We start from the raw sequence: 26,285 nt of genomic DNA, 5'->3' as shown, positions 1-26,285 counted from the left end.
GCAATTTCACCAAATTGATTCATCGCAATATGTAATTTACAGCCATAAAACCAGCCCATTGAGCTTCTACCACGTGATGCAATTTGGACTAATGATTTATGACGCTGAATACGTTGATTTTTACAAACTGGCAAAGTTGTTGAATCAATCCATAAATATTGTGTACCTTGACCTTTCATCAGTGCCACATGTAAAGCGTGTAGAGCTAATTGATGCCTATTGATCAGATGAATCATCCGTTGGTAACAGGGTAAGCTTTTAAATAAATGATTTTTATCCTGTTTCAACCATGTAAAAAAGGCTTTGAAATTAGTGAAATGAGAACATTTATACCAGATAGCAATAAAAGTGATTTCTGAGATACTCAAGTGAGCGGTTCGGACTCTTGAGAAACGACGACTTTGTTTAAGGAAATTCCAATAGGTTGCTTCAAATTTAAGAAAGAAATCATCAATTAAACAGAATAATTCGGTACTATTAAACATAGGGACTAGAGTTTTAAGTTTTGTGTGGTAACTCAACTGATGGCTCTAGTCCTCTTATTTTTCAAGTCAATTTCTTATCCGCGATTCGGGTTAAATAGAGTTGAGACCTAAATCGAATTCGATGGGCGTGAAGTGTAAGAAAATGAACATATGAAAAATTCTCTTTTATTTTTAATTTTAAGTACTTTAACCCGAATCCTGCTTAAGGCAATGAGACAATTCATCTTAAGATTTATGCATCATTTTGATCATAAAAAAGTATTTACCTTGATCTGATAGCACTAAAAATTAATCATAAAATTACATTTAGCTTATGATTTTAAAGAAAAATCCTTATCCGCGATTCGGGTTACTTTAATAATTGGTTGTAATAACGATTCTAATGCAAAGAAACCTGTAGAAAATGAGAGTCAGGATGTTAATGCGCTTATAAAATCAGAAAACTCTTCTGAGATTTTTAAATTAGCAACGACCTACGCTTCTAATGGTGGCAAGGAAAATTTAACAAAAGCTTATGAACTTTATAATAAGGCAGCAGAACTAGGATCCACAGATGCTATGTTGCAGTTAGGTTTAATGTATAGAGAGGGAAATGAAGTTGTATCAAGAAATGATAAAGCTTCTACGCAATGGTTTATGAAACTAGCTGAAAAAGGTGAGGCAGCTGGATTGCATAACGTTGGTGTAGCCTACTATAAGGGGCTCGGTGTTGAACTGGATAAAAAGAAAGCGTATCATTATTTTTTACAATCTGCGGAAAAAGGCTTGTTACAGTCTCAAGTGCTAGTTTCAGGTCTATTATATAATGGGGATGGTGTTAACAAAGATTTAGCTGCTTCATTTCAATGGATGTTAAAAGCTGCAGAGCAAGGTGATATAGACTCTCAGAATAATGTTGGTTTAGCTTATGAAAATGGTGAAGGGGTAGAGAAAGATCCTAAGCAATCATTCATATGGTTTAAAAAGGCTGCTGATAATGGACAAGTATTTGCAAATTATAATGTGGCGTTAAAATATTTTACTGGTAATGGTGTTAATCAAAATCTAGATGAGGCAATTAAATATGCAGAAGTTGCTTTTAAACAAGGTGATGAAGGCGCTTATGAATTGCTTTCTGAAATCTATGGTGATGAAACAAGCTTGAAATATAATCCAGCTAAAGCAGCTAATTTAAAGAAAGAATATGAAAATCTGAAGAATTAATGTCTTATTGATATTTAGATCAGAGATAAGTAAGACTTGGCTATATTTTTACTGGGATTAATTAACTCTTCCGAAATCAATTAAATAACTTACATAAATAAAAAAGCCCTCTCGGGCTTTTTTTATTTTAAATCAAGGTAACTGCTGAATCGGACTTCCACCCAATGCCTGCAATAACGTCACATAAGCATTGTATTGGCTTTGTTTAGTCTGAACTAAACTTAAACGGGCCTCACGTGTCGTACGTTGCGCATCGATCAGATTCTTTAACGCCACAGCACCATTTTTATAACGAACTTGGGTCAGTTGTTCTGTTTTCTCTGCAAGTTGAACATTACGTTCTTGTAGAGCCACTTGTTTATCGATTTCATTACGTGCTGATAAAGCATTTTCAACATCTGCAAAAGCTTTATATAGCGTTTGACGGTATTGAATAATTGACTTTTCATACTCAAGTTCATTGACGCGTAAATCACGCTTCATGTCATTCCATTGCAAGAAGGGGAGCGTAAGACCAGCCCCTAAGATCGCAGCAGGATTAGACAGCACATTACTCAGTGAAGTACTCGCGCCTCCTGTAGTAATGCTGCCCGTTAAATTAATCGAAGGATAATAGCTGGCTTTATTGGCATCTTTGTTGGCTAGTGCTTTACGTAAGCGTAACTCAGCCGCTTGTAAGTCAGGACGACGCGATAACAATTCAGCAGGTAAGCCCGACTGAATCTGTGGCAGGGCAGAACGAGGTAAACGTTGTGGCTCCGCGATATTCAGCTGTTGCACAGGTTGATTGAGCAACACAGCGAGTCCCGTACGTGTTTCTACTTTTTGCTGTTCAATCTGACTTAAAGTGGCCTTTTGACTTTGAACGGCTTGTTCCGCTGAAGTCAAATCGAGTCCAGAGACAGCTCCAGCACGATACTGAGTTCTGACTAATTCATAAGTTTTTTGGGTGCTGGCTAAGTTCTGCTGTGCCACAGACAAGCGTTCATTTAAATAACCTAACTGCCAATACAATTGTGTCGTCGTTGCAATCAAGCTTTGCGCAGTGGCTTGAAGGTCTTGCTCTGTAGCCAGCGCTTCCCAACGCGAAGCTTCAGTTTGATTGGCCAATTTACCGAACAAATCCAGCTCATAGCTTAAGCCTGGATAGTTCAGCGAAATCCCATTCGATGAGTCCCCATCACCATCTAAACTAAAGCGATGACCGACAGATGCCCCTGCATTGCCAATACGTATACCTTGCTGGCTTTCAGACTGTTTGGCTTGAATGCGTGCTTGTTGCAGGTTAATCCCTGCAACAGCCAAATCGGTATTACGTGCAATCACTTGATCAACCAATTGATTGAGCTGTGCATCACCAAATAACGTCCACCATTGGTCATGAAAAGCCTGCTGATGGACTTGCTGACTCATTTGCTGACTATTTTGAAATCCCTGTGGAATATCAACGGTCGGTACTTGATACGGTGATTTGACGATTGCAGCACAACCCACCAATGAGCTCGTAAGAATTAAGGCAGTCGTGAGTTTGGTTAAATTTAATGGCATATTCTTTTCCTTATTCTCTTGAAAGTGCATCAACAGGATTGAGTCGAGCTGCGTTACGCGCAGGAATGAATCCGAACACGATACCAATCAAGCTTGAACATACGAAAGCGGCAATAATCGATGTCGTTGAATACGCCATTTGGAATGTTCCGCCGGCAAAATGACTAATCAATTGTCCAATTCCAAGGGATAATAGCACCCCTAAAATACCACCCAAAATACACACCAAGACAGCTTCAATCAGGAACTGCTGCAAGATGTCACTTTGACGCGCACCGACCGCCATACGCACCCCGATTTCCTGTGTACGTTCAGTCACAGATACCAGCATGATATTCATCACTCCAATACCACCGACCACCAATGAAATCACGGCAATAGCAGAAACCAATAAAGTCATGGTTTGTGTGGTTTGTTGAATCGTTTCACGGATACTGTCAGAGTTTTGCGTAAACACATCTTGCGCACCATGACGCTGTACCAATAAATTCAAAATGGCATTTTCAGCGGCAGCACTTGGGTATTCATCTTTAATGCGGACAATAATGCTACGGACATTAGATTGACCCAACATCCGGCTCATGACAGTGGAGTAAGGTAAGTAGACATTGAGACTGTCTGCATTGCCCATCGCGCTTTTTTGCGGTTCAATGACCCCAATAATACGGCTCGGCACACTTCCAAGTAAGATCACTTGACCGACAGGATTTGAACCATCAGCAAAAAAGGTCTTCTTGGTGTTGTCATCAATGACCACATCTTGTGCTTGTTCATTGATACTTTGTTTGTCAAAAGTCTGTCCTGATTGAAAGTTGAGACCTTTGACATAGAAGAAATCTTCACTCACGCCATTCACAGTCGTGCTGGCTTCAATATCTTTAAAGCGACCTGTCACACTGGAGTTCACCGATGGGCTGACCCCGTCGACATAAGGTTGTTCTGCTAAGGCATCAGCATCGGCAGGAATTAAGGTTTTGCTTTGTGAGGATCGTGAGTTGTCACCAAAACCTCGTCCTTGATAAACGGTAATGGTATTGGTGCCAAGACTGCTAATATTCTCTAAAATCTGCTTTTGTGAACCATTCCCGAGTGCAACTACGGATACCACCGAGGCAATACCAATAATGATCCCGAGCATGGTTAAGAAAGTACGCATACGGTGTGCATTCATGGCCAAGATCGCCATGCGGAATGCTTCACCTAAGCGATCCGTAGCAGAACGCCATGATGAAATTTTCTTTTGTTCAGGGCGAACTAAAGTGTGTTTCTCTAGAGGTTCATCATCATTAACAGGTATATTCGGCTCATCGGAAATAATATTTCCATCCGAGATTTCAATAATACGTGTGGCATTTTTAGCGACATTGTGATCATGCGTGACCAGAATAATGGTGTGACCCTTGGCATTCAGCTCACGCAAAATACGCATCACTTCAATACCACTGTTCTTATCCAGTGCACCTGTGGGTTCATCGGCAAGAATTACATCGCCACCGTTCATCAATGCACGCGCAATCGACACACGTTGTTGCTGACCACCAGAAAGCTGACTTGGACGGTTTTGGGTTTTATCGCTTAATCCCAAATCTGTGAGTAACTGAACTGAGCGTTGATGACGTTCAGACGAATCAGCACCTGCATAAATGGCAGGGACTTCAACGTTACCTGCGGCATTCAGATCACCCAATAAATGATAACGCTGGAAAATAAAACCAAAATATTCACGACGCAGTTCAGCCAGTTCATCGGCTTCTAACTCGCGCGTTTCACGTCCTTGAACCTTATAACTGCCTGCTGTGGGCTGATCGAGACAGCCCAAAATGTTCATCAGCGTGGATTTACCTGAACCAGATTGACCGACAATCGCCACCAGTTCACCGGGATAAATTTCGAGATTTACCCCTTTTAAAATCTGTACCGTGCTTTCCCCAGCAGGGAATTCACGGGTCAGATTTTTAACTTCGAGTAAGGGTTGCTTGTTTTGATCCATGATTACATTCTCATTGGACCAGCGCCACCACGGGCACCGCGTTTCGCAGCATCATTCGATGAGTCGGCACCATCAGCAATCACGACTTTATCGCCTTGCTTCAAACCACGAATCACTTCAGCGGTAACACGGTTATTTAAACCGATCAATACAGACTGAGGTTTCGCAGAACCATCTGCTTGTAATACGCGAACCATACCGATCGAAGCCTTGCCTTGATCAATCAACTGACGTTCTTCAGCAGTCAGCTCTAAACGAGCAGGGCGGTTTGGATTATTGGCATTGCCTTCACGGTTACGTTCACCACGAGGTGGTTCAGCACCTGCTTCAGGGTTCGATTTTTGAGTGCGTTGACGCTGTGGACGATTTGAAGCTTGAACAGCTGATGCGGGAATGGTGAGTACATTTTTTGCTTCATCTAAAATAATGAAGACTTGCGCCGTCATATCAATACGCAGTTTGCCATCTTCATTGGGGACATCAAACAAAGCATTGTAGTAGACAGCTGAGCTTGTAGAAGATGTATTGGCATTTGATTCAGTATTGATTGAATTAGGTGCAGGTTCAACTTGACGAAGCGTTGCGTAATGCTTTTTCTCGTTGTTGCCTAAAGTGGTGAAGTATACTTTTTGACCTTCTTGAACCTTCATGACATCGGCTTCTGAAATTTCAGATTTCACGGTCATGGTGTCCAGCTTTGCCAGTTTGACGATGGTCGGTGCACTTTGATTCGCATTGACCGTTTGACCTTCTTCAGTCACGATTGCAACAATCGTTCCATCCATCGGTGCAACAATTTGGGTATAACCCAAGTCTTCTTTCGCAGTTGAAAGCGTTAAACGAGATTGTTCAATTTGTGCATTCACGGCAGTGATGTCTGATTGCGCTGTTTTAAAGCTTGCAAGTGCAGATTCTAGTTCAGCACGAGACGTTGCATCTTGCGCATACATGGCTTTTTGACGGTTATATTCAGCCTCAACTTTAGCCAGATTGGCTTGACGTGTTGCCAATTGAGCTTGTTGATTTTTAATATTGGCTTCTACAGTTTTGAGTTCATTCTCTTGACGGATAGAATCAATTTGCGCGATCAGTTGACCTTGTTTAACCTGATCACCCAGTTGCACATACATTTTTTTGACTTGACCGGACACCTGTGAACCGACGCTGACCATTTTGGTCGCTTCAAGGACACCTGTTGCAAGCACTGAGTTTTCAATATCACCACGCGTCACCTCAGCAGTAATAAATTGACTTTTCTCCGGCTCAGGCTTGAAGAAATACCAAGCAGTCGCCGCAATTGCAATCGCAACGACAGCAATGATAATCAGTTTGCTTAATTTTATTTTTGGCATAGTAGTCAATAGAATTTGAAAATTATGCGAATTATAAAGGTGAAATAAGGAGAAAGCGTGAATATTTTAAATTATTGAAAATGATAATTATTATTAATAAATAGAGTCTTAAAATATGATCTGAAATCGCTTTAATTAATGAACGAATAGAGTGCGACCACAGACTTCAGCGATACATTGCTGGATTAAATGTTCGGGGTTTTCTTGGCTTTTGCCTTTAATCGCAGCATCAATGCGAAGCAGAAGGAGTGGCCAAGTCAAAAATTGTTGGGGATTTAAACGACGTAAGGCTTGCTGATATTGACTGACTTTGGTTTTCCAAATACCGAGTTGTAAGGCATTTTGAGGTTGCTCATACAATTGCATGAGTAAACGCATTTCTTTACTGATTGTCCAAAGAATTAAACTTGGTGCTTCACCAGATTCAATCAGATACTGAAATGTTTTAATCGACTGTGCCAAATGACCTGCAAGCATTGAATCACTCAGATCAAAAGTGCTGTAGCGCGATTGATCCTGCAAGCATTCAACAAGATGATTGACTTGAATTTGAGCTTCATTGGGAAATGTGTCAGCCACACGCATCAAGCTATTTTTTGCAGCAAGGAGGTTGTGCTCATGATGTTGTTCAAGCCAAACCCATGCATCACGATCCAGTTGTATCCCCAGTTTATCGGCTTCAAAGCTTAAAACTTTTTGGCGCTCTTGCGGATAATTTGCCGTTAAAGCGACAACAACGCCGTTGGCTTCTACCGTTTGGAAAAAAGCAGATTTCAAACTGGCACTGTCTTGTTTGGGCATTATGATCACAAGTAAATTGTGTTCATTATGTTGAATATAACTTTTCAGTAATTTGAGGGTGTTGGCATCAGGTTTGATGTTGCCATGCACTTCAACTGCTAAATTTTGAGAAAATAAAGACAGACTATTTAAGGCATTAAAGACATTTTTCCAATCACTGACTGAAGCAATATCGTAACGCTGACGTTCAATATCTTGTTTCGTCCAACTCTGACGAAATGCATCAATCAAATTTTGTTCGAGAAGCGGTTCTTGCCCATGCAGAATCCAAGCACCGCGAGCTTCATCAACGCGTTTTAACGCTTGGAGGTAATCTATCTTCATGGTTTTAGTGATTCATTAATTTTGTGGTTGATTCAGCTGAACGTCTTGCTGGATAGGGAGTTGAACATTGACCTGTGCTTTAGGTAAACGATTCGCCGAAATTTGACGTGACATCTGCTGTGCAACGTCATCAATTAAAATTTGGCTTAAATAACGATACTGTTGATCATCGGTGTTCACCGTTGCAACATTATATTGGTAGCTACGAGATGCTGTTAATGTACGTGGTTCTGTAATCGGATTACCTTGGCGATCTTCAATTTGAAAGGTCACGCTTAAACGCAATAGGACTTCAATTAGACTTCCTTTGAGCTCATGACGTACAGGCTTGTAATCAAGCACACGTAAGACATAGGCATCATTGGCATTACTCAATTGAACGCCAGTTGCTGATAAATATGCGCTCAGTTTCTTTTCTAGATCTTGAGTATTTTCAGGCAGGATTAATTCTAGTTTGGTATAGACCAATGGGGTTGCCACTGGGTTGGTTCCTTTTAAATGAAAATCACAGCCGACTAAGCCTGCACCTAAGCCCAAAGTTAAAACAACTGCTGCTAAACGTTTGACCAAATACATGCGTAATCCTCTGTATATATTCCTCAAGATAAGGAAGATCAATGATATGTTCGATTGTATGTGCAAAGCCCGTTGGCTGGCAACGGGCTTTGTGTTTTTTAAGCCTCCCTTTAGTAAAGGGAGGTTTGGAGGGATTTATCTTCAAGCATTCCCTATCCTTTTAGGAGAGGGTTAGGGAGAGGTTTATTTATTTAATAACCCTCATCCCAACCTTCTCCCAGAGGGAGAAGGTGCTATAAAGAATTAAACCACCAAATTCACGAGTTTATTCGGAACCACAATTTCTTTCTTGGTTGGACCTGTTAAGAACTGTTGTACTTCAGGCAATGCTTTTGCAAGCGCCAAGATATCATCTTTAGAAATATCTACCGACACTTCTAATTTGCCACGAAGCTTACCGTTGACTTGAACCACAATGGTTTGGGTGTTACGTGTTAAGGCAGATTCATCCACCACTGGGAACAATACTTTTTCCAATTCGATCCCAAATTCAGCCAATAATGTTTGGCTTAAATGTGGTGCAAATGGGGCAAGCAAAGTCAGAAGCGTCGTAATAGACTCACGTGCAACAGCAACATCATTGTCATCTTTTGCTTCAAACTTATTGTTTGCGTTTAAAAGTTCCATCATCGCGGCAATAGCCGTGTTAAATGCATGACGACGTTCGATGTCATCACCCACTTTTTGGATGGTTTCGTGTGTTTTACGACGTAGATCTTGTGCAGCTGTCGACAGTGCAGCTTTGTCGATGGTTGATGCATTGTTGCCTTTTTCAAGGAAGCCTGTCGCCAAACGCCATACACGTTTTAAGAAGCGGTTAGCGCCTTCAACACCCGCATCAGACCATTCAAGTGATTGATCAGGTGGTGCAGCAAACATCATAAATACACGTGCAGTATCTGCGCCGTATTGATCAATAATCGATTGCGGGTCGATACCGTTATTTTTCGATTTCGACATTTTCTCTTGACCGCCAACCACAACATCTTGACCATCTTGTTTGTATTTAGCAGAAAGCACACGACCTTTTTCGTCTTTTTCAAGCTCGATATCGGCAGGGTTAAACCATGTTTTCTTGCCTGAATCTGCCTCGCGGTAGAACGTATCTGCCAGTACCATGCCTTGAGTTAAAAGGTTAGTGAATGGTTCGTTACCTTGTACCACGCCTTCATCACGCATGAGTTTGTGGAAGAATCGTGCATAAAGCAAATGTAGAATGGCGTGTTCAACACCACCAATATATTGGTTTACAGGTAACCACGTTTGACCTGCAGCAGGATCAACCATACCACCAGTAAAGTCTGGAGATGCATAACGTGCGTAGTACCAAGATGATTCTACGAAGGTATCTAGCGTATCTGTTTCACGACGTGCATCGCCACCACAGCTTGGGCAAGAGGTTTCATAGAACTCAGGCATTTTGTTCAGCGGGTTACCTGAACCATCTGGAACCACATCCGTTGGAAGTACAACTGGAAGTTGATCTTCAGGCACGGGCACTTGACCACATGATGGGCAGTTAATCATTGGAATTGGACAACCCCAATAACGCTGACGAGAAACACCCCAGTCACGTAAACGGAATTGAACTTTAGTGTTCGCAAGTTCAGTCGGTTCTAGTTTCGCAAGGAAAGCATCGTATGCACCTTGTAAATCTAAACCATCAAATTCGCCTGAATTTACCAGTTTGCCTTCTTTTGAGCCGTACCATTCTTGCCAAGCTGTCGCGTCAAAATCACTGTCATCTGCGCCTTTAGCATCAATGACTTGTTTGATGGTTAAGCCGAATTTGTTGGCAAACTCAAAGTCACGTTCGTCATGAGCAGGAACAGCCATGACAGCGCCAGAGCCGTAAGACATAAGAACGTAGTTTGCAATCCAAACAGGTAATTCTTCATCAGTCACAGGGTGCTTAACTGAAAGACCTGTTGCCATGCCTTTTTTCTCGGCAGTCGCAAGATCAGCTTCAGCAACTGAACCCATACGGCACTCTTCAATAAAGGCAGCAAGTTCAGGATTGCCTGCTTCTGATTGGAGAGCAGCCGCTTTCAGCGCCATTGGGTGTTCTGCTGCAACAGCAACATACGTCACACCCATTAAAGTGTCAGCACGTGTGGTAAATACAGTTAAACCATCTGCATATACGTCGGTATTCGCTGAAGGGAAGGTAATCTCCATCCCTTGTGAGCGACCAATCCAGTTACGTTGCATGGTGAGAACTTGTTGTGGCCAACCGTCTTTCAGCGTGTCTAAATCATCCAGTAATTCTTGGGCATAATCCGTGATACGGAAGTAATACATTGGAATATCACGTTTTTCTACCAATGCGCCAGAACGCCAACCACGACCATTTTCAACTTGTTCGTTTGCTAAAACAGTTTGATCTACAGGATCCCAGTTCACGGTTGAAAGTTTACGGTAGATCAGACCCTTTTTATAAAGCTGAACAAACAACCATTGTTCCCAGCGATAGTATTCAGGTGTGCAAGTTGCAAACTCACGATCCCAGTCGACAGCCAAACCTAATTTTTTAAGTTGATCACGCATGTATGCAATGTTTTCAAATGTCCATTTTGCCGGCGCAACTTGATGGGCAATTGCAGCATTTTCCGCAGGTAAACCAAACGCATCCCAACCCATTGGTTGAAGCACAGTTTCACCTTTAAGTGTATGGAAACGACTGATCACGTCACCAATCGTATAGTTACGCACATGACCCATATGCAGTTTACCGCTTGGGTAAGGGAACATCGAGAGGATATAACGACGTGGACCTTCTACAGTGTCGGCAACTTTAAAGGCTTTGCGAGATTCCCAGTCTTGTTGGACTTGAGGCTCAATCGCACTTGCTTGATATTCGGAATCAATGTGAGTAGTCATAAACGTATTAGTGAATTACGGTCAAAAAGTTTGTTGCACAGCATAGCGCAAAATGCACCTAAAAGTGAATTTTGCGCGATGCATTCTTTGCAAAAATTAATTCACTAAATAGACTTTTTGAATTAACGCAACTCTGCACGTTCCACAGCACCATTTTGTAGTGCAGCATTGGCATCACGTTGTTGTGAATCCATCGTTTGAGGTTGCGTGCTATTTGATGTCGGTGGTGCTTGCACTGGATTTGAAGTCGGAGCAGTATTCGTTGAACTTGTGTTCGATGAATTTTGCTGTGCGTTAGACGTTGTTGGTGTTGATGTGCGATAACCATAGGTATCAATCTTGCCACGGCTTTTACTTGATTTAGGTGGGGGCGTGGTTGTGTAATGTGTCGTCCCTTTGCTATCTACCCATTTGTAATATTCTTTTGCAAAGCTGAGTGATGGTGCTGAACACAGCAGACTCAAAGTTGCCCCAAGTAAAACAGATTTTTGCATCAATTTTTTATTGTTCATACCGTGTACCTAATTCCCAATTACATTCAAAATGAATCGTTGTATTTAAATTTTTAAAACATTATATCCTGTTCCTGAAAATTTGGATATTTTGTCTTAATTTTAATCGAAAAGTATGAGGTTAAAAGATTTCCTTTTGAAATTTATAATCTTATAAGTGATTGAATTATTATTTATAAATGATACAAGAAAAAGTTATAGTTTGAAATTCGCCCGCTTGGTAAATAAACAATAAAAAGCACACATCAAACCTTGACTTTAGTCCTATAAATAACTAAAAATGCTGCTCTAGTTTTATATGTTTTGTTCGATCACCCTTCGAATGAAACACATTGCTTGTAATAACATCTGCTCTAAGCCGAGAAGATGAAATCGCAGAAATATGTTTATCCCAACATGTTGAATATGCACTCACAACTCAAACGGTTGTGAATCAGAAATTTTTTTATTACAGCAAAAACGAATGTATATGTGTGCTATAACAGTGCATACAAATGAATGAATGAGTCTCGAGTTATGTCTCCCATAACTTCGTGCATATAATATTTAGGGTGAAGACGTTGGAACTTTTATCTGGTGGTGAAATGCTTGTTCGCGCTTTGGCTGACGAGGGCGTTGAACATGTTTTTGGGTATCCAGGCGGCGCGGTTTTACATATTTATGACGCGTTATTCAAGCAAGACAAAATTAATCATTACTTAGTGCGCCATGAGCAAGCTGCTGGTCATATGGCGGATGCTTACTCGCGCGTTACAGGTAAAACAGGTGTGGTTCTCGTGACTTCAGGTCCGGGCGCAACCAACACCGTGACACCTATTGCAACTGCCTACATGGACTCAATCCCAATGGTGATTTTGTCTGGTCAGGTGCCGTCGCATTTAATTGGTGAAGATGCTTTCCAAGAAACAGATATGGTCGGTGTATCACGTCCAATTGTGAAGCATAGTTTCCAAGTGCGTCATGCAAGTGAAATTCCAGAAATTATTAAAAAAGCATTCTATATTGCGTCTTCAGGTCGTCCAGGCCCTGTTGTTGTTGATATTCCAAAAGATGTAACGAATCCAACGGATAAGTTTGCATACGAATATCCAGAAAAAGTAAAAATGCGTTCGTATCAACCGCCACATCGCGGTCATACTGGTCAAATTCGTAAAGCCATTGATGAATTAATTAACGCTAAACGTCCTGTCATTTATACAGGTGGTGGTGTTGTTCAAGGGAATGCTTCTGAATTGTTGACTGAGCTTGCACATCTTTTAAATTATCCAGTAACCAATACCTTGATGGGTTTAGGTGCTTTCCCTGGAAATGATGAGCAGTTCATCGGTATGTTGGGTATGCATGGTACATACGAAGCCAACATGACGATGCATAATGCAGACGTGATTTTAGCGATCGGTGCACGTTTTGATGACCGTGTAACCAATAATCCTGCAAAATTCTGTCTCAATGCAAAAGTGATTCATATTGATATCGATCCAGCCACGATTTCAAAAACCATCATGGCGCACATTCCAATTGTGGGTGCGGTAGAGCCAGTTCTTCAAGAAATGTTGGCTCAATTGAAACAATTGAATGTTTCTAAACCGAATCCAGACGTGATTGCCTCTTGGTGGTCGCAAATTAATGAATGGCGCAAGGTTCATGGCTTACGTTATGAAGCGGCTGTGGATGGTGGTATGAAACCACAACAAGTGGTTCAGGCTTTGGATAAAATCACCAATAGCCAAGCGATTATTACTTCTGACGTCGGTCAGCATCAAATGTTCGGTGCGAACTATTATAAATATACACGTCCACGTCAATGGATCAACTCGGGTGGTCTAGGTACCATGGGTGTTGGCTTGCCGTATGCAATGGCAGCGAAGCTTGCGTTCCCAGATCAACAAGTGGTGTGTATTACAGGTGAAGCATCGATTCAGATGTGTATCCAAGAGCTTTCTACGTGTAAGCAATATGGCTTAAATGTAAAAATTCTATGCTTGAATAACCGTGCACTGGGTATGGTTAAACAATGGCAGGATATGAATTACGAAGGTCGTCATTCAAGCTCGTATGTAGACTCATTACCTGACTTTGCAAAATTGATGGAAGCTTACGGTCACGTCGGTATTCAAATTGACCATGCGGATGAACTTGAGTCTAAGTTAGCAGAAGCGATGGCGATTAATGATAAATGTGTATTCATTAACGTGATGGTTGATCGTTCAGAACATGTATACCCAATGTTGATTGCAGGTCAATCTATGCAAGACATGTGGTTAGGAAAAGGGGAGCGCACAGCATGAGACACATTATCTCTGTACTTGTAGAAAACGAAGCAGGTGCGCTTTCACGTTTGGTCGGTTTATTTTCTCAACGTAACTATAATATCGAGACTCTAAACGTAGCACCGACTGAAGATTCGACGATGTCACGTTTAACCTTGACCACTTATGGCGATGATCACAAAATCGAACAAATTACCAAACAATTAAACAAGTTAGTTGAAGTGGTAAAAGTGGTTGATTTGTCTGAAGGTGCACATATTGAACGTGAACTGATGCTGATTAAAGTTAAAGCATTGGGTTCTGCACGCGGTGAAATTAAGCGCACAGCGGATATTTTCCGTGGTCAGATTGTCGATGTAACTCCTACAACATATACGATTCAAATCGCTGGTACGACTGAAAAAATTGATGGCTTTATTGATGCTTTGGCTGAAAATACCATTCTTGAAGTTGTACGCTCAGGTGTATCTGGTATCGCACGTGGCGAAAAAGTTTTAACGCTTTAATTTTCTTAAAAGAAAATTAGACAAAATAGATTTAAATTTTATTCACAAATTCTTCCTGCTCTTTGAGCAAATCTGACCAAGTCATTCAATACTTGGTCGGGGAAAGGGAAAACAAAAGCATTTTAGCGGAGACAGCAATGCAAATTTTTTACGATAAAGACACAGACTTATCAATCATCCAATCTAAAAAAGTAGCGATCATTGGTTACGGTTCACAAGGTCATGCGCATGCGCTTAACCTTAAAGATTCAGGCGTTGACGTAACTGTAGGTTTACGTGCGAACTCTGCATCTTGGAAAAAAGCTGAAAATTCTGGTCTTAAAGTTGCTGAAGTTGCTGCTGCTGTAGCGCAAGCTGACGTAGTAATGATTTTGACTCCGGATGAATTCCAATCTCAACTTTACCGTGACGAGATTGAGCCAAACATCAAGCAAGGTGCGACTTTAGCATTTGCTCATGGTTTCTCTATCCTTTATAACCAAGTTGTGCCACGTAAAGACTTAGACGTCATCATGGTTGCGCCTAAAGCACCTGGTCATACCGTTCGTTCTGAATACCAACGTGGTTCAGGTGTTCCTGATTTAATCGCGATTCACCAAGATGCTTCTGGTAATGCACGTAACGTTGCACTTTCTTACGCTTCAGGCGTAGGTGGTGGCCGTACTGGTATCATCGAAACTTCTTTCCGTGAAGAAACTGAAACTGACCTTTTCGGTGAGCAAGCAGTTCTTTGTGGTGGTGCTGTAGAATTAGTTAAAATGGGCTTCGAAACTTTGGTTGAAGCGGGTTATGCACCAGAAATGGCGTATTTCGAATGTCTACACGAACTTAAATTGATCGTTGACTTAATGTTCGAAGGCGGTATCGCGGACATGAACTACTCAGTATCTAACAACGCCGAATATGGCGAATATGTAACAGGTACTGAAGTCATCAATGAACAGTCTCGTGAAGCGATGCGTAATGCGCTTAAACGTATTCAATCTGGCGAATATGCGAAGATGTTCATTCAAGAAGGTGCGTTGAACTACCCATCTATGACTGCTCGTCGTCGTCAAAATGCTGCTCACGGTATCGAAGTAACGGGTAACAAGTTACGTGCGATGATGCCTTGGATTCAAGCAAACAAAATTGTAGACAAAGAAAAGAACTAAGTTCTAATTTCTAAGTAAAAAAGCCCTTGTTTTTAACAGGGGCTTTTTATTGTATTAATTAAAGCCGTAACAATGATACGTGCCTCAAGATAAGTAAAGCAGTGCTTTACTTATCTTTCGTACCTTGGATTCAAGCAAACAAAATCGTTGATAAAGAGAAAAACTAATTTCTTGAATCATTTGATTTGAATGCGAAAACCCACTCATTTTGAGTGGGTTTTTTAATAGATCAAAATTTAAGTTGCGTGCCTCAAAATATAGCAAAGCACTGCTTTGCTATATTTTTCGTACCTTGGATTCAAGTGAACAAAATCGTAGACAATGAAATGAGCTAAGTTTAAATTTCTAACTCAAAAATCCCTTGTTTTTAACAGAGGCTTTTTTGCGTAAAGATGATTCTCTTTATTTTGGAATTTTAAAGATGGTTGATCTAGTATCTTTTTGGAATATTTGCAATTTTTTTTTAAATTTTTATATACTTTAGCTATATATGAGTAAGAGAATAATAATGAAATTTAAATTTTTCACAGTTATATGTGCAAGTCTTTTTAGCAATTTTGCCTATTCTGAGATTATGACGCATGCAAAATATCAGTCTATGAAGCAAGAAGCATTGGATTTTGAAAAAAAACTTGAACCGCAAGTTTTGTCGGCACTTAATCTATCTAATGGACCTATTTTAAGAAATATATTTGAGGTCTGTACACCGCTTGAATTGCCTACATCATTTGAGGTTGTAGCACATGTCAATCCCAGTGGAATTGTTGAAAATGCATGGTCAGATACTCAGACCTTGTTTGGGCAGTGTGCTGCGAGAGTTTTTATAGGTAAAACTCAATACCCAATTAATCAGCAATATTATTATTCGATATTAAATCTTAATCTTACATCTAAATAATAACTTCAACATGAGGATATGTTTTTGATTTTGGGAAGATTAGCTTTATTTTGGTTGAAAAAACATGAGATTAGAAAATGAATTGAGGGTATGGAAGTTTTTCTCTTTTTCATGGACTGAGATCGGGTTGAGCGAAAGTGAGCTTCAAAGTCATGTAGAGGGTTTGCATATAAATCAACTTTCAATAAATGAGATTAAAGTAGTTCTTTATAGCCAAGTTTTATGGGGTTTTGCTTGGATTTCTTTAAGTATTTTATTTTGCTTTATTCCTTTGGTTGGAGTTTTAATTGCTTCGAGAATGATGCCAGATTGGGAGTTTGACAATATTTGGCTTAAGCATAGGTATCTCCATATACAGAAATGTAGATGGTTTTATGTGTTTTGCCCTTTGGCTTGGATAGGGTGGTTAGTAGGCTATATGGTTTGTAGACGAACGATGAAATTGATTTCTTCATTTTATGTGTCAATTAAATAGATCGTTTAATTGGGTATGAGAAAATCAGTAATTTGGTATTTGAGTGCGATGCGCTTATGCTAAATTAAACTAATTTTTTTGGATTTATGCAGGATTTTATAATGAAAATAAAAACATTTCTTAGCTCAATGCTGATCTCAATGCCTGTATATACGCATGCTGAGATAGTTCAAGATTTATCACTTAATCCATTAAAACAACTGAGTGTCCGAGTCTCCATGCAACGCATGTTGCAATCTACAGATCAACAATATTTCTTGAGTCTGTTTGCGGGTGTGACCAATCCTAAAGCCACTCTAACTGTATTAGAAAATTCAGATTCAATTAAACTTAAAGGTACGCAAAAGGGCAATGATTTAACTTTATATGCTGATACAACGACACAATCAAATATTGAAGTGCTTAAACAAATCACAGGTGTTTTAGACTCAAATTCAGGTGTATTTCAAACAAAAGTGTTGATCGATAATGATTGGCAAAATATTCAATTTGAACCAGCTTTTAAAGTCGAAAATAAACCACTTTTTACTTTTAAATTTTATGGGGTAAAAGCAGATACCCAAACGCGTGAACAACTACTCACCCGTGTTGATGTGATCAATAAAACCAACAATACCGTGGCGCAAACACTGACAGGATTCTCAGCGTATCCAAACAGTATGGGCTATATGGATATTAACTTTGATGGTTATTATGACGTGATTTTGTCAGATCTGTCGCAAGACCGAAAAGTCACAGATAAGCGCTATATTTATTGGATGTATAACCCAAAAACCACCAAATATCAGCGCTCACCGCAGTTGGAAAAAATTGTAGGATTTCCAAACTTACATGGTGAAAAGCAACAGATTGATTTTGGAAATGGGCAATTGTTCCAAGTTGAAAATGGCTTACTCAATCAAATTGTTGCTGATGAATAAAGGGTATGATGACCACAAGTAAATGATCTAAGTGTGGTGATTTAAAATCATAGAAAAATTCTATAAATGCATCAGAATATGTTTGTAGAAAAAAATATCACGAGACTTTAATGAAAAATTCATGATATTGAAATTATTATCTTTTACTGTTTGGTAATGAAAAAAGAAATAATAGAGGTGTAATGATGAGAATCATGGACACTGCATTATCTAGACAGAGAACAATATGTGATCACAATCGTTTTCATTTTAAAAGTCAAAATAATCCACAGTCTGAATTAAAGTTAGTCGAAGATTTGATTCGCCCTCGATTAAAAATAGCCATTGTCACTGAAACGTGGTCACCTGAAGTCAATGGTGTGGCATTGTCGCTCTTGCATATTTGTAAAGGATTACAGAAGCTAGGGCATAAGATTTTATTAATTCGACCTTCACAAAAATTTGCCTGTACAGAATTTGCTCCAAATAAGGAGTGTTTGGTGAATGGGCAGACGATTCCAAAGTATGGACAAATGCAGTTTGGGTGGCCTCAATACCGTAAGGTTTCTAAGTCATTTGAAGCTTTTGCCCCTGATATTGTTCATATCGTGACGGAAGGGCCGTTAGGGCTTGCTGTACTTCAAGCTGCAAAAGCCAAAAATATTCCTGTAACCAGTGGTTTTCATTCTGCTTTTCAAGATTTTAGCCGATTTTATGATTTGGCTTTTTTGGTCAAGCCGATACAGCATTATTTAAAATGGTTTCATAATAATACACGTGTCACGTGTGTACCTAGTCGGGACACAGCAGAAGCCATCCAAAATTTTGGCGTGACCTGTGAGGTGCAGGTGATTAAAACAGGTGTGGACATAGAAAAATTCTCACCACGTTTTAGAAGCTCAGTTTTACGCCGTAAATGGAATGTATGTGAGTTTACAACAGTGATGCTCTATGTAGGACGAGTGTCACAAGAAAAAGAAATTCAAGTGCTGATTGATGCCTATATTCAACTCAAACAAAACTCAGATAAAAAAGCAAAACTGGTCATTGTGGGAGATGGGCCAGATCGGGAGCGACTTGAACGTTACAGCAAAGAGCATGATGTGATTTTTACAGGTGTATTGCGAGGTCAGGCACTGGCAGAAGCATTTGCCAGTGCAGATGTATTTTGCTTTGCCAGTCAGACTGAAACTTTTGGCAATGTCGTGTTAGAAGCGATGGCAAGTGGCTTAGCTGTTGTCGCTTATGATTATGCGTGTGCCAAACAATATTTAGATGCAGATTCTGCATGGTTGATTCCACTTGGGGAAAAACCACGATTTAGTCAACAATTACAGAACCTACCCAACAATAAAATACTGCATGCCATGGGACGAAATGCGCTGATTAAAGTTGAAAATGCAGGGTGGAGTCATCCTGTTCAGCAGTTAGAAGCCATGTTTTATCACATTGTTCATCAAGATGTCGGTCATCAAGATTTGGGTCGCCCAGGTTTAGGTCATAAAGATCAAGCTCATCCCGGTCAACCTAAGCAACTTCTCAATCCTATACATGCAAGGAGTGGAGATTATGAATATTAAAAACACCAAAACAAAAATATTGGATTTAGATTTAAAAGGCTGTTTATACCTCAATCATTTTTCGCATCAACACAAGATCGCTCATTTTTTTAAAGTCATTAGCCGACTGGGTGATGGTTTATTTTGGTATTTGATGTTGGTTTTGGTATGGGGCATACAGGGAATCGGCTACAGCCTACAAATTCTTTATCTCATTTTGGGTTGTAGTCTAGGAACAGTGATGTATAAAACTTTAAAGAATAAAACGACCAGACCTAGACCGTATCAAGTGCATCAGGTGATTCATTTGGGTGAGCGACCACTGGATCATTTTAGTTTTCCCTCAGGGCATACCTTACATGCGGTCATGGTTACTACCATCTTGGGGTATATTCAGCCGATGTTGTTAATTGTGATGTTGCCCTTTACGCTCTTGGTGGCATTGTCTCGGATGGTTTTAGGCTTGCATTATCCAACAGATGTATTGGTGGGGGCGTGTATTGGTGCGGTCATGGCGGTGAGCATGATTCACTTTGCATCTTACTTGAATATTCTGCTTTAGAGCCTTTTAAAAGTTGATGGTGAATTAGATGAACGCTGTAACAAAATGAATAGGCGTGTTTATTGAGTTTTGTTAATATTTAGCTTTAAAGCATTGAATTTAGGAATACCTATGGGCTTACGTTGGACGGATACCCTTGATATCGCGATTGAACTTCTTGAAGCACATCCAGATGTTGACCCACAATGGATTCGTTTTACGGATTTACATGCATGGGTATGTGCTTTACCTGATTTCTCTGATGATCCAAATAAATCGACTGAAGGTTTGTTGGAAGGAATTCAGATGGCTTGGATTGATGAGGCGCGCTAAGTCTCCAATTGAAAAAATCGATTTTTTTACACAGTAAAAGCAGAAAAATGGCTTTTATTCGGTATAATGCGCAAAATTTTCTCGTCTAAATAGACTTAAGGAGCCGATCATGGCTATTGAACGTACATTATCTATCGTTAAACCAGACGCAGTTGCTAAAAACAACATCGGCGACATCTTTGCTCGTTTCGAAAAAGCGGGTCTTAAAATCGTTGCGACTAAAATGAAACATTTGACTCAAGCTGAAGCTGAAGGCTTCTATGCTGAGCACAAAGAACGTGGTTTCTTTGGTGACCTTGTTGCATTCATGACTTCTGGTCCTGTAGTTGTATCTGTTCTTGAAGGCGAAAACGCTGTTCTTGCTCACCGTGACATCCTTGGCGCGACTAACCCTAAAGAAGCTGCTCCTGGTACGATCCGTGCAGATTTCGCTGTAAGCATCGACGAAAACGCTGCTCACGGTTCTGACTCTGTAGCATCAGCTGATCGTGAAGTTAACTACTTCTTCGCTCAAACTGAGATTGCTCCACGTACTCGTTAATACGCAGTATTCGAACCAGATAAGTGATATACTGCTTATCTGGTTTTTTTATTCCCGAAACATTTTTTTGCTCGATTATTGAGCAATCGCTTCCATCCCACGACATGATTTAGGTAGTCCTCATGAATTCAGAAGTTGTCGCTTCATCCGTACATTTAGATGAACCACAGCAATCCTCTCCTCGTACAATTCAAACCAGTACGGTTGAGAAGGTGAACTTACTGGGCATGTCTCGTCCTCAAATGGAAAAATTTTTTGAAGACATGGGAGAGAAGAAGTTTCGTGCAGGACAGGTGATGAAATGGATTCACCAGTTCTTTGTGACTGACTTTGCTGAAATGACCAATATTTCAGGCAAGCTTCGTGAAAAATTAGAGCGCATGTGTGAAATCAAAGCGCCAGAAGTGGTACATCGTAATTATTCAAAAGATGGGACACGTAAGTGGGTATTCCGTGTCGGTGATGGTGAAGGGTCTTTGGTTGAGACTGTACTAATCCCTGCTGATGATAAAACGGGTGCACGTAAAACTTTATGTATCTCATCGCAAGTCGGTTGTGCGTTGGATTGCTCATTCTGTTCGACAGGTAAACAAGGTTTTCAACGTGATTTAAACCAAGCAGAAATTATTGGTCAGCTTTGGATGGCAAACTTTTCCTATATGGAAGATGTGCCTGTAGCTGATCGTGAGCGTTCGGTGACGAATGTGGTGATGATGGGGATGGGCGAACCATTACTCAACTATGATGCAGTGTTAAACTCAATGCGTATCATGCTTGATGACTTTGCTTATGGCATGTCTAAACGCCGTGTGACCCTTTCGACGTCAGGTGTCGTACCGAAGATTGACCAAATGATCAAAGACATTGATGTTGCACTCGCAATTTCATTACATGCTCCAAATGATGAGTTACGTAATGAGTTGGTGCCGATCAATAAGAAATATCCGCTTGAGCAGTTGATCGCAGCTTGTCAGCGCTATATCGCCAAAGATGGCAATGAAAGTTCGCGTAAACATGTGACCATTGAATATGTGATGCTCGATGGTGTGAATGATCATCCAGAGCATGCGCAGCAAATGATTAAGTTGTTGAAAAACTTACCAAGTAAAATTAATTTAATTCCATTTAATCCATTTCCGCATGCACCATACGGTCGTTCAAGTCGAAATCGAATTATTTCTTTCCAAAAAACTTTGTCTGATGCCGGATTTGTGTGTACGATTCGTCAAACACGTGGTGATGATATTGATGCGGCGTGTGGACAATTGGTCGGTCAAGTGGCTGACCGAACTCGCCGTGCAGAACAATGGAAAAAGAAAGTCGAAGAACGTAATGTGATTATGCGTTCTCAAGGCTAAAACATTATAAAGGGGCAGGTTTTGAATAAACCTATGTATAAAAAAACGGTCGTTGTATTCGCGATGTGTTTATCTGCATTGGTAGTCCAAGGTTGTCAAACGACGACCACTGGATCTGTCTTAAAAAAAGACCCTGAAAAAGCAGTCAAAGTCCGTACTCAAATGGCGGCAGAATATATTCGTAGTGGTGATTTAGATGCCGCAAAACGTGCATTAGATCAGGCGCTGGAAACGGATTCGAAAGATGCAACTGCCAATATGATGATGGGTGTCTTGTTGCAACAAGAAGGCAGTCAAATTAGCTTAGATAAAGCCGATCGTTATTTTAATCGTGCGATTTCTTTAGAATCTGATAATGCGCAAGCGCGTAATAATTACGGGACCTATTTGTTTCAAGCTAAACGCTATAATGATGCAATACAGCAGTTTACAATTGCTGGCGCAAGTTTAGGGTATGATCAACGCTTTCGAGCTTTGGAAAACTTAGGTCGCACCTATTTAGCAGTCGGTGATAGTGCAAACGCAGAAAAAGCATTTAAACAAGCACTGTCGGTCAATCGGAATTCTGCGATTTCCATGATTGAATTGTCTGAAATTTTTTATTTACAGCAGAACTTTGCTGGTGCTCGACAGGTATATGAACAATATGTTCGTATCGTCGGTCAAAAAAATCAGGGTGCACGTGCACTTTGGATTGGTTTGCGTATTGCGCGTGCCAATGGTGATGATATGGGAATGAACGTGATTATTAACCAATTACGTGCACTGTTTCCAGAGAGTCAAGAATATCAACGTTATTTGCAATTACAGTACAGTACTGAGGCCGTATGGAAGTAAATCCTAATTCACAGCAACCTACTGGTTCAAGCGTAGTACCTAATGTTTTAGGAAATATTCAGCGCCCTGGTGAGTATTTGCGTCAAATCCGTGTGTCTCAATCACTTGAGCTTTCACAAGTCGCTCAAGATTTGAAAATGCCGATGAAAACTTTAGAGGCATTAGAACATGATGATTATACCTCTTTGCCTGAAGCAACCTTTATCAAAGGCTATTACCGTTCATACGCAAAGTATTTAAAAGCAGATGCAACAGCCATTATTCAGCGTTTTGATGAAATTTATGAAAATGATACCGGCTTATTGCCGAATCACGCTCTAAATAATTCTCCAATTAAAATCATGGGTAAATTGTCGGGATCTAAATCAGATCGCAATCGCAAATGGTTAAAGCGTATTTTATATACCTTACTCGCATTGGCTATAATTTGGATGGTGGTTCTCGGGATTCAAAAAATCACAGCGAAAAATAAATCTACAACATCATCTACGACACAAAACAACGATCTTCAAGTTTTAAACTTGGATAATAACGCGACGACTGCTGTTTCAGGTGATCAAATGGAGTTACAGTTTACGCGTCCAACATCGGTACATATTGTCGATAGTACAGGTAAAGTTTTGGCAACAGGTCGCCAATCTACGGCATTGATTTTGAATGGTGAATCTCCATTCCAAATTCGTTTAGATGATGCAGAAGCTGTGTCATTGAGCTTAAACAAAGAGTCGATTTCATTGTCTCCATATACTGTGGACGGAAAAGCCGAATTCCGTTTGTCTCGTTAATGGAAAGAGAGTAAAGCGTACATGATCGTAAATCCAATTAAGCGCCGCCCGACCCGTAAAATCCGTGTCGGTTCTGTATATGTCGGTGGTGATGCACCGATCAGTATTCAAAGTATGACCAATACTGAGACTTGTGATGTGGCTGCGACAGTTGCACAGATTCAGCGTTGTGCAGATGCGGGCGCAGATATCATGCGTGTTTCTGTACCGTCGATGGAAGCCGCTGCTGCTTTTGGTGAAATTCGTAAGCAAGTGACTGTGCCTTTGGTTGCAGATATTCATTTTGATTATAAAATTGCGCTTGCTGTCGCGGACTTTGGCGCAGATTGTTTACGGATTAACCCAGGCAATATTGGTTCTGAAGCAAAAATTCGTGAAGTGGTTGCTGCGGCACGTCATCATGATATTTCGATGCGCATCGGTGTCAACGCAGGCTCGCTTGAGAAAGATATTCAGAAGAAATATGGCGAACCTACAGGGCAAGCTTTACTTGAATCTGCAATGCGTCACATTGATATTTTAGATCGTTTAGACTTTCAAGAATTCAAAATTTCGGTAAAAGCATCAAATGTGTTTTTAACCATGGATGCTTATCGTTTATTATCAGAGCAAATTGATAATCCTCTACATTTAGGTGTAACAGAGGCTGGGATTTACCGAACAGGTTCTGTGAAATCAGCGATTGCTTTGGGTGGTTTGTTGATGGAGGGCATTGGTGACACCATGCGTATTTCATTGGCAGCAGAGCCTGAAGAAGAAGTGAAAATTGGTTTTGATATTTTAAAATCATTGAGTCTTCGTTCTAATGGGATTAATTTCATCGCTTGCCCAAGCTGTTCACGTCAAGAATTTAACGTGATTTCAGTGATGCAAGCATTAGAAGAGCGTTTAGAAGATATTCGTACACCGATGGATGTGTCGGTGATTGGTTGTAAAGTGAATGGGCCGGGTGAAGCCAAAGAAGCGGATATTGGCGTTGTTGGTGCTGCACCACGTTCATTGGTTTATCGAAATGGTGAGAAAAGCCATTTAATTGATACCAACCAATTGGTTGACGAAATTGAATCCATGGTTCGTCAACGCGTCATTGAGCTTGAAGAAGCTAAATCTAAAGAGATCATTCGTACAAGTTTTGAGTAAGTTTAAGTCATGAGTTCAATCGTCGCAATTAAAGGTTTTAATGACATTCTCCCAACGCAAACCCCTGCGTGGAGACGTCTTGAGCAACATCTAGCATCAATCATGGATGCTTATGGTTACCAGCAAATCCGTCTGCCGATTGTTGAACAAACAAATTTGTTTAAACGTTCAATTGGTGATGCAACCGATATCGTTGAAAAAGAAATGTACACGTTCTTTGATAAAGGGAATCCACCTGAATCTTTGACTCTGCGTCCAGAAGGAACAGCAGGTTGTGTACGTGCAATGCTTGAGCATAATATGCTACGCAGTGCGACGCCACGCGTTTGGTATGTTGGCCCAATGTTCCGCTATGAAAAGCCACAAAAAGGTCGTTACCGTCAATTCCATCAATTCGGCGTTGAAACATTCGGTGTTGCAACACCTGATATGGATGCTGAATTGATTTTGATGACGGCACGTTTGTGGAAACGTATGGGTATTGCCGGCAAAGTACAGCTTGAACTGAATACTTTGGGTGAGTCAGACGAGCGCGCTGAATATCGTCATGCTTTGGTTGAATATTTGACTGCGCATAAAGATGAGTTGGATGAAGATTCTCAACGTCGTTTAACCACGAATCCATTACGTATTTTAGATTCGAAAGATGCACGAACTCAGCAAATTCTTGAAAATGCGCCAAAATTGCATGATTTCATGCAACAAGATACCATGGATCATTTCGCTAAATTACAACAGTATCTAAGCGATGCTGGCGTGGAATTTGTGATCAATCAAAAATTAGTCCGTGGTCTAGACTACTACAACAAAACGGTATTTGAATGGACGACAACCCATTTGGGTTCACAAGGTACCGTTTGTGCAGGTGGTCGTTATGACGGTCTTGTAGGACAGTTGAAAGGTAAGCCAGAGCAATCTGTACCAGCAGTGGGTTTTGCGATGGGTATGGAGCGTTTGTTGCTTCTTCTTGAACAAGTTGAAGACAATACGCCTGTACGTGACTGTGAAGTATTCTTGTTGGCAGATCCAAATACCCAAGGTCAAGCCTTGGTATTGGCGGAGCAGATTCGTAATCAACTTGAAGCGGCGAACAGTAATATTCGTTTAAAAACAGGTTCACAAGGTTCGATGAAAAGCCAAATGAAAAAGGCAGATCAATCGGGTGCATTGTTTGCTTTGATTTTAGGTGAGCGTGAATTAGAAGCACAACAACTGTTGGTGAAAGAGTTGGCGACAGCTGAACAAACCGAAGTTGCGATTGCTGATATTGTTTCGTTTATCATTGAAAAAAATTTAGTCTAAATAATTCCAAGATAGG

Annotated in this window: 24 protein-coding genes and 1 pseudogene; 17 read left to right on the top strand and 8 right to left on the bottom strand. The window is 40.5% G+C overall.

What is annotated here, in order from left to right:
- A partial coding sequence (locus AC5YCE_RS02370; RefSeq protein WP_496170869.1) for a transposase occupies nucleotides 1–485 on the bottom strand: 485 nt, incomplete at its 3' end.
- 291 nt (nucleotides 486–776) lie between these two features.
- On the opposite strand from AC5YCE_RS02370, the pseudogene AC5YCE_RS02365 reads away from it, so the two are divergent.
- Nucleotides 777–1,022, top strand: a pseudogene (locus tag AC5YCE_RS02365) (hypothetical protein); the annotation flags it as partial.
- A gap of 21 nt (nucleotides 1,023–1,043) precedes the next feature.
- Nucleotides 1,044–1,688, top strand: a complete 645-nt coding sequence (locus AC5YCE_RS02360) for a tetratricopeptide repeat protein (protein WP_496170867.1) — start codon at nucleotides 1,044–1,046, stop codon at nucleotides 1,686–1,688.
- Between the two features lie 132 nt (nucleotides 1,689–1,820).
- Here AC5YCE_RS02360 and AC5YCE_RS02355 read toward each other — a convergent pair whose 3' ends face one another.
- The 7 genes from AC5YCE_RS02355 to AC5YCE_RS02325 form a co-directional block, all read right to left on the bottom strand.
- Nucleotides 1,821–3,236: an efflux transporter outer membrane subunit gene (locus tag AC5YCE_RS02355; RefSeq protein WP_496170865.1), complete on the bottom strand. Its 1,416-nt coding sequence runs from the start codon at nucleotides 3,234–3,236 to the stop codon at nucleotides 1,821–1,823.
- Nucleotides 3,237–3,246: 10 nt separating this feature from the next.
- Nucleotides 3,247–5,226 carry a MacB family efflux pump subunit gene (locus tag AC5YCE_RS02350; protein WP_496170863.1) on the bottom strand — a complete coding sequence of 660 codons (1,980 nt, stop codon included), beginning with the start codon at nucleotides 5,224–5,226 and terminating at the stop codon, nucleotides 3,247–3,249.
- Nucleotides 5,227–5,228: 2 nt separating this feature from the next.
- Nucleotides 5,229–6,578: a MacA family efflux pump subunit gene (locus tag AC5YCE_RS02345; RefSeq protein ID WP_496170861.1), complete on the bottom strand. Its 1,350-nt coding sequence runs from the start codon at nucleotides 6,576–6,578 to the stop codon at nucleotides 5,229–5,231.
- Nucleotides 6,579–6,713: 135 nt separating this feature from the next.
- Nucleotides 6,714–7,703: a DNA polymerase III subunit delta gene (gene holA, locus AC5YCE_RS02340; protein WP_496170859.1), complete on the bottom strand. Its 990-nt coding sequence runs from the start codon at nucleotides 7,701–7,703 to the stop codon at nucleotides 6,714–6,716.
- 15 nt (nucleotides 7,704–7,718) lie between these two features.
- Nucleotides 7,719–8,279, bottom strand: coding sequence for an LPS-assembly lipoprotein LptE (locus AC5YCE_RS02335; RefSeq protein ID WP_496170857.1), 561 nt, complete (start codon nucleotides 8,277–8,279; stop codon nucleotides 7,719–7,721).
- 243 nt (nucleotides 8,280–8,522) lie between these two features.
- Nucleotides 8,523–11,159, bottom strand: a complete 2,637-nt coding sequence (gene leuS / locus AC5YCE_RS02330) for a leucine--tRNA ligase (protein WP_496170855.1) — start codon at nucleotides 11,157–11,159, stop codon at nucleotides 8,523–8,525.
- 122 nt (nucleotides 11,160–11,281) lie between these two features.
- Nucleotides 11,282–11,653: a DUF4124 domain-containing protein gene (locus AC5YCE_RS02325; RefSeq protein ID WP_496125870.1), complete on the bottom strand. Its 372-nt coding sequence runs from the start codon at nucleotides 11,651–11,653 to the stop codon at nucleotides 11,282–11,284.
- A 578-nt stretch (nucleotides 11,654–12,231) separates the two neighbouring features.
- Here AC5YCE_RS02325 and AC5YCE_RS02320 point away from each other — a divergent pair.
- The 15 genes from AC5YCE_RS02320 to hisS all read left to right on the top strand — a co-directional run bounded on the left by AC5YCE_RS02320 (nucleotide 12,232) and on the right by hisS (nucleotide 26,269).
- Nucleotides 12,232–13,959 (top strand): acetolactate synthase 3 large subunit, encoded by a 1,728-nt coding sequence (locus AC5YCE_RS02320; protein ID WP_496125851.1) that lies wholly within the window; start codon nucleotides 12,232–12,234, stop codon nucleotides 13,957–13,959.
- Nucleotides 13,956–14,447, top strand: coding sequence for an acetolactate synthase small subunit (gene ilvN, locus AC5YCE_RS02315; protein WP_496125850.1), 492 nt, complete (start codon nucleotides 13,956–13,958; stop codon nucleotides 14,445–14,447). Before AC5YCE_RS02320 ends, ilvN begins: the two co-directional genes overlap by 4 nt.
- Before the next feature lie 137 nt (nucleotides 14,448–14,584).
- Nucleotides 14,585–15,601 carry a ketol-acid reductoisomerase gene (gene ilvC, locus AC5YCE_RS02310; protein ID WP_496125849.1) on the top strand — a complete coding sequence of 339 codons (1,017 nt, stop codon included), beginning with the start codon at nucleotides 14,585–14,587 and terminating at the stop codon, nucleotides 15,599–15,601.
- Nucleotides 15,602–16,109: 508 nt separating this feature from the next.
- Nucleotides 16,110–16,499: a hypothetical protein gene (locus AC5YCE_RS02305; protein ID WP_496125848.1), complete on the top strand. Its 390-nt coding sequence runs from the start codon at nucleotides 16,110–16,112 to the stop codon at nucleotides 16,497–16,499.
- A 64-nt stretch (nucleotides 16,500–16,563) separates the two neighbouring features.
- Complete coding sequence (locus AC5YCE_RS02300; protein WP_496125847.1) at nucleotides 16,564–16,974, top strand: hypothetical protein; 411 nt, start codon at nucleotides 16,564–16,566, stop codon at nucleotides 16,972–16,974.
- Between the two features lie 101 nt (nucleotides 16,975–17,075).
- Nucleotides 17,076–17,894, top strand: coding sequence for an XAC2610-related protein (locus AC5YCE_RS02295; protein WP_496170853.1), 819 nt, complete (start codon nucleotides 17,076–17,078; stop codon nucleotides 17,892–17,894).
- A gap of 182 nt (nucleotides 17,895–18,076) precedes the next feature.
- Nucleotides 18,077–19,453, top strand: a complete 1,377-nt coding sequence (locus tag AC5YCE_RS02290) for a glycosyltransferase family 4 protein (protein ID WP_496125845.1) — start codon at nucleotides 18,077–18,079, stop codon at nucleotides 19,451–19,453.
- A complete protein-coding gene (locus AC5YCE_RS02285; protein ID WP_496170851.1) occupies nucleotides 19,443–19,994 on the top strand; it encodes a phosphatase PAP2 family protein in 552 nt (183 codons plus the stop codon). Before AC5YCE_RS02290 ends, AC5YCE_RS02285 begins: the two co-directional genes overlap by 11 nt.
- Before the next feature lie 111 nt (nucleotides 19,995–20,105).
- The gene (gene iscX / locus AC5YCE_RS02280; RefSeq protein ID WP_496125843.1) at nucleotides 20,106–20,306 is read left to right on the top strand and encodes a Fe-S cluster assembly protein IscX; all 201 of its coding nucleotides are present in this window, start codon (nucleotides 20,106–20,108) and stop codon (nucleotides 20,304–20,306) included.
- Nucleotides 20,307–20,415: 109 nt separating this feature from the next.
- Complete coding sequence (gene ndk / locus AC5YCE_RS02275; protein WP_496125842.1) at nucleotides 20,416–20,847, top strand: nucleoside-diphosphate kinase; 432 nt, start codon at nucleotides 20,416–20,418, stop codon at nucleotides 20,845–20,847.
- 122 nt (nucleotides 20,848–20,969) lie between these two features.
- On the top strand, nucleotides 20,970–22,205 hold the full coding sequence (rlmN, locus tag AC5YCE_RS02270; protein ID WP_496170849.1) for a dual-specificity RNA methyltransferase RlmN: 1,236 nt from the start codon (nucleotides 20,970–20,972) through the stop codon (nucleotides 22,203–22,205).
- A 33-nt stretch (nucleotides 22,206–22,238) separates the two neighbouring features.
- Complete coding sequence (gene pilW / locus AC5YCE_RS02265; protein ID WP_496125840.1) at nucleotides 22,239–23,042, top strand: type IV pilus biogenesis/stability protein PilW; 804 nt, start codon at nucleotides 22,239–22,241, stop codon at nucleotides 23,040–23,042.
- Nucleotides 23,033–23,827, top strand: coding sequence for a helix-turn-helix domain-containing protein (locus AC5YCE_RS02260; protein ID WP_496125839.1), 795 nt, complete (start codon nucleotides 23,033–23,035; stop codon nucleotides 23,825–23,827). Before pilW ends, AC5YCE_RS02260 begins: the two co-directional genes overlap by 10 nt.
- Before the next feature lie 21 nt (nucleotides 23,828–23,848).
- Entirely contained in the window at nucleotides 23,849–24,967 is a 1,119-nt protein-coding gene (gene ispG, locus AC5YCE_RS02255; RefSeq protein WP_496125838.1) for a flavodoxin-dependent (E)-4-hydroxy-3-methylbut-2-enyl-diphosphate synthase, read from the top strand.
- 9 nt (nucleotides 24,968–24,976) lie between these two features.
- On the top strand, nucleotides 24,977–26,269 hold the full coding sequence (gene hisS / locus AC5YCE_RS02250) for a histidine--tRNA ligase (RefSeq protein WP_496170847.1): 1,293 nt from the start codon (nucleotides 24,977–24,979) through the stop codon (nucleotides 26,267–26,269).
- Nucleotides 26,270–26,285: the final 16 nt, after the last annotated feature.

It is taken from the genome of Acinetobacter sp. CY79, assembly GCF_059515845.1.
Note: the sequence above shows the minus strand (reverse complement) of the source record. Positions and strands in the feature narration are given on the sequence as shown.

What these genes read in the sequence shown, in the direction of transcription:
- AC5YCE_RS02360 (WP_496170867.1), top strand. Translation starts at nt 1,044, where the DNA reads ATGTTGCAGTTAGGTTTAATGTATAGAGAGGGAAATGAAGTTGTATCA.
- AC5YCE_RS02355 (WP_496170865.1), bottom strand. Translation starts at nt 3,236, where the DNA reads ATGCCATTAAATTTAACCAAACTCACGACTGCCTTAATTCTTACGAGC.
- AC5YCE_RS02350 (WP_496170863.1), bottom strand. Translation starts at nt 5,226, where the DNA reads ATGGATCAAAACAAGCAACCCTTACTCGAAGTTAAAAATCTGACCCGT.
- AC5YCE_RS02345 (WP_496170861.1), bottom strand. Translation starts at nt 6,578, where the DNA reads ATGCCAAAAATAAAATTAAGCAAACTGATTATCATTGCTGTCGTTGCG.
- holA (WP_496170859.1), bottom strand. Translation starts at nt 7,703, where the DNA reads ATGAAGATAGATTACCTCCAAGCGTTAAAACGCGTTGATGAAGCTCGC.
- AC5YCE_RS02335 (WP_496170857.1), bottom strand. Translation starts at nt 8,279, where the DNA reads ATGTATTTGGTCAAACGTTTAGCAGCAGTTGTTTTAACTTTGGGCTTA.
- leuS (WP_496170855.1), bottom strand. Translation starts at nt 11,159, where the DNA reads ATGACTACTCACATTGATTCCGAATATCAAGCAAGTGCGATTGAGCCT.
- AC5YCE_RS02325 (WP_496125870.1), bottom strand. Translation starts at nt 11,653, where the DNA reads ATGCAAAAATCTGTTTTACTTGGGGCAACTTTGAGTCTGCTGTGTTCA.
- ilvN (WP_496125850.1), top strand. Translation starts at nt 13,956, where the DNA reads ATGAGACACATTATCTCTGTACTTGTAGAAAACGAAGCAGGTGCGCTT.
- ilvC (WP_496125849.1), top strand. Translation starts at nt 14,585, where the DNA reads ATGCAAATTTTTTACGATAAAGACACAGACTTATCAATCATCCAATCT.
- AC5YCE_RS02305 (WP_496125848.1), top strand. Translation starts at nt 16,110, where the DNA reads ATGAAATTTAAATTTTTCACAGTTATATGTGCAAGTCTTTTTAGCAAT.
- AC5YCE_RS02300 (WP_496125847.1), top strand. Translation starts at nt 16,564, where the DNA reads ATGAGATTAGAAAATGAATTGAGGGTATGGAAGTTTTTCTCTTTTTCA.
- AC5YCE_RS02295 (WP_496170853.1), top strand. Translation starts at nt 17,076, where the DNA reads ATGAAAATAAAAACATTTCTTAGCTCAATGCTGATCTCAATGCCTGTA.
- AC5YCE_RS02290 (WP_496125845.1), top strand. Translation starts at nt 18,077, where the DNA reads ATGATGAGAATCATGGACACTGCATTATCTAGACAGAGAACAATATGT.
- AC5YCE_RS02285 (WP_496170851.1), top strand. Translation starts at nt 19,443, where the DNA reads ATGAATATTAAAAACACCAAAACAAAAATATTGGATTTAGATTTAAAA.
- iscX (WP_496125843.1), top strand. Translation starts at nt 20,106, where the DNA reads ATGGGCTTACGTTGGACGGATACCCTTGATATCGCGATTGAACTTCTT.
- ndk (WP_496125842.1), top strand. Translation starts at nt 20,416, where the DNA reads ATGGCTATTGAACGTACATTATCTATCGTTAAACCAGACGCAGTTGCT.
- rlmN (WP_496170849.1), top strand. Translation starts at nt 20,970, where the DNA reads ATGAATTCAGAAGTTGTCGCTTCATCCGTACATTTAGATGAACCACAG.
- pilW (WP_496125840.1), top strand. Translation starts at nt 22,239, where the DNA reads ATGTATAAAAAAACGGTCGTTGTATTCGCGATGTGTTTATCTGCATTG.
- AC5YCE_RS02260 (WP_496125839.1), top strand. Translation starts at nt 23,033, where the DNA reads ATGGAAGTAAATCCTAATTCACAGCAACCTACTGGTTCAAGCGTAGTA.
- ispG (WP_496125838.1), top strand. Translation starts at nt 23,849, where the DNA reads ATGATCGTAAATCCAATTAAGCGCCGCCCGACCCGTAAAATCCGTGTC.
- hisS (WP_496170847.1), top strand. Translation starts at nt 24,977, where the DNA reads ATGAGTTCAATCGTCGCAATTAAAGGTTTTAATGACATTCTCCCAACG.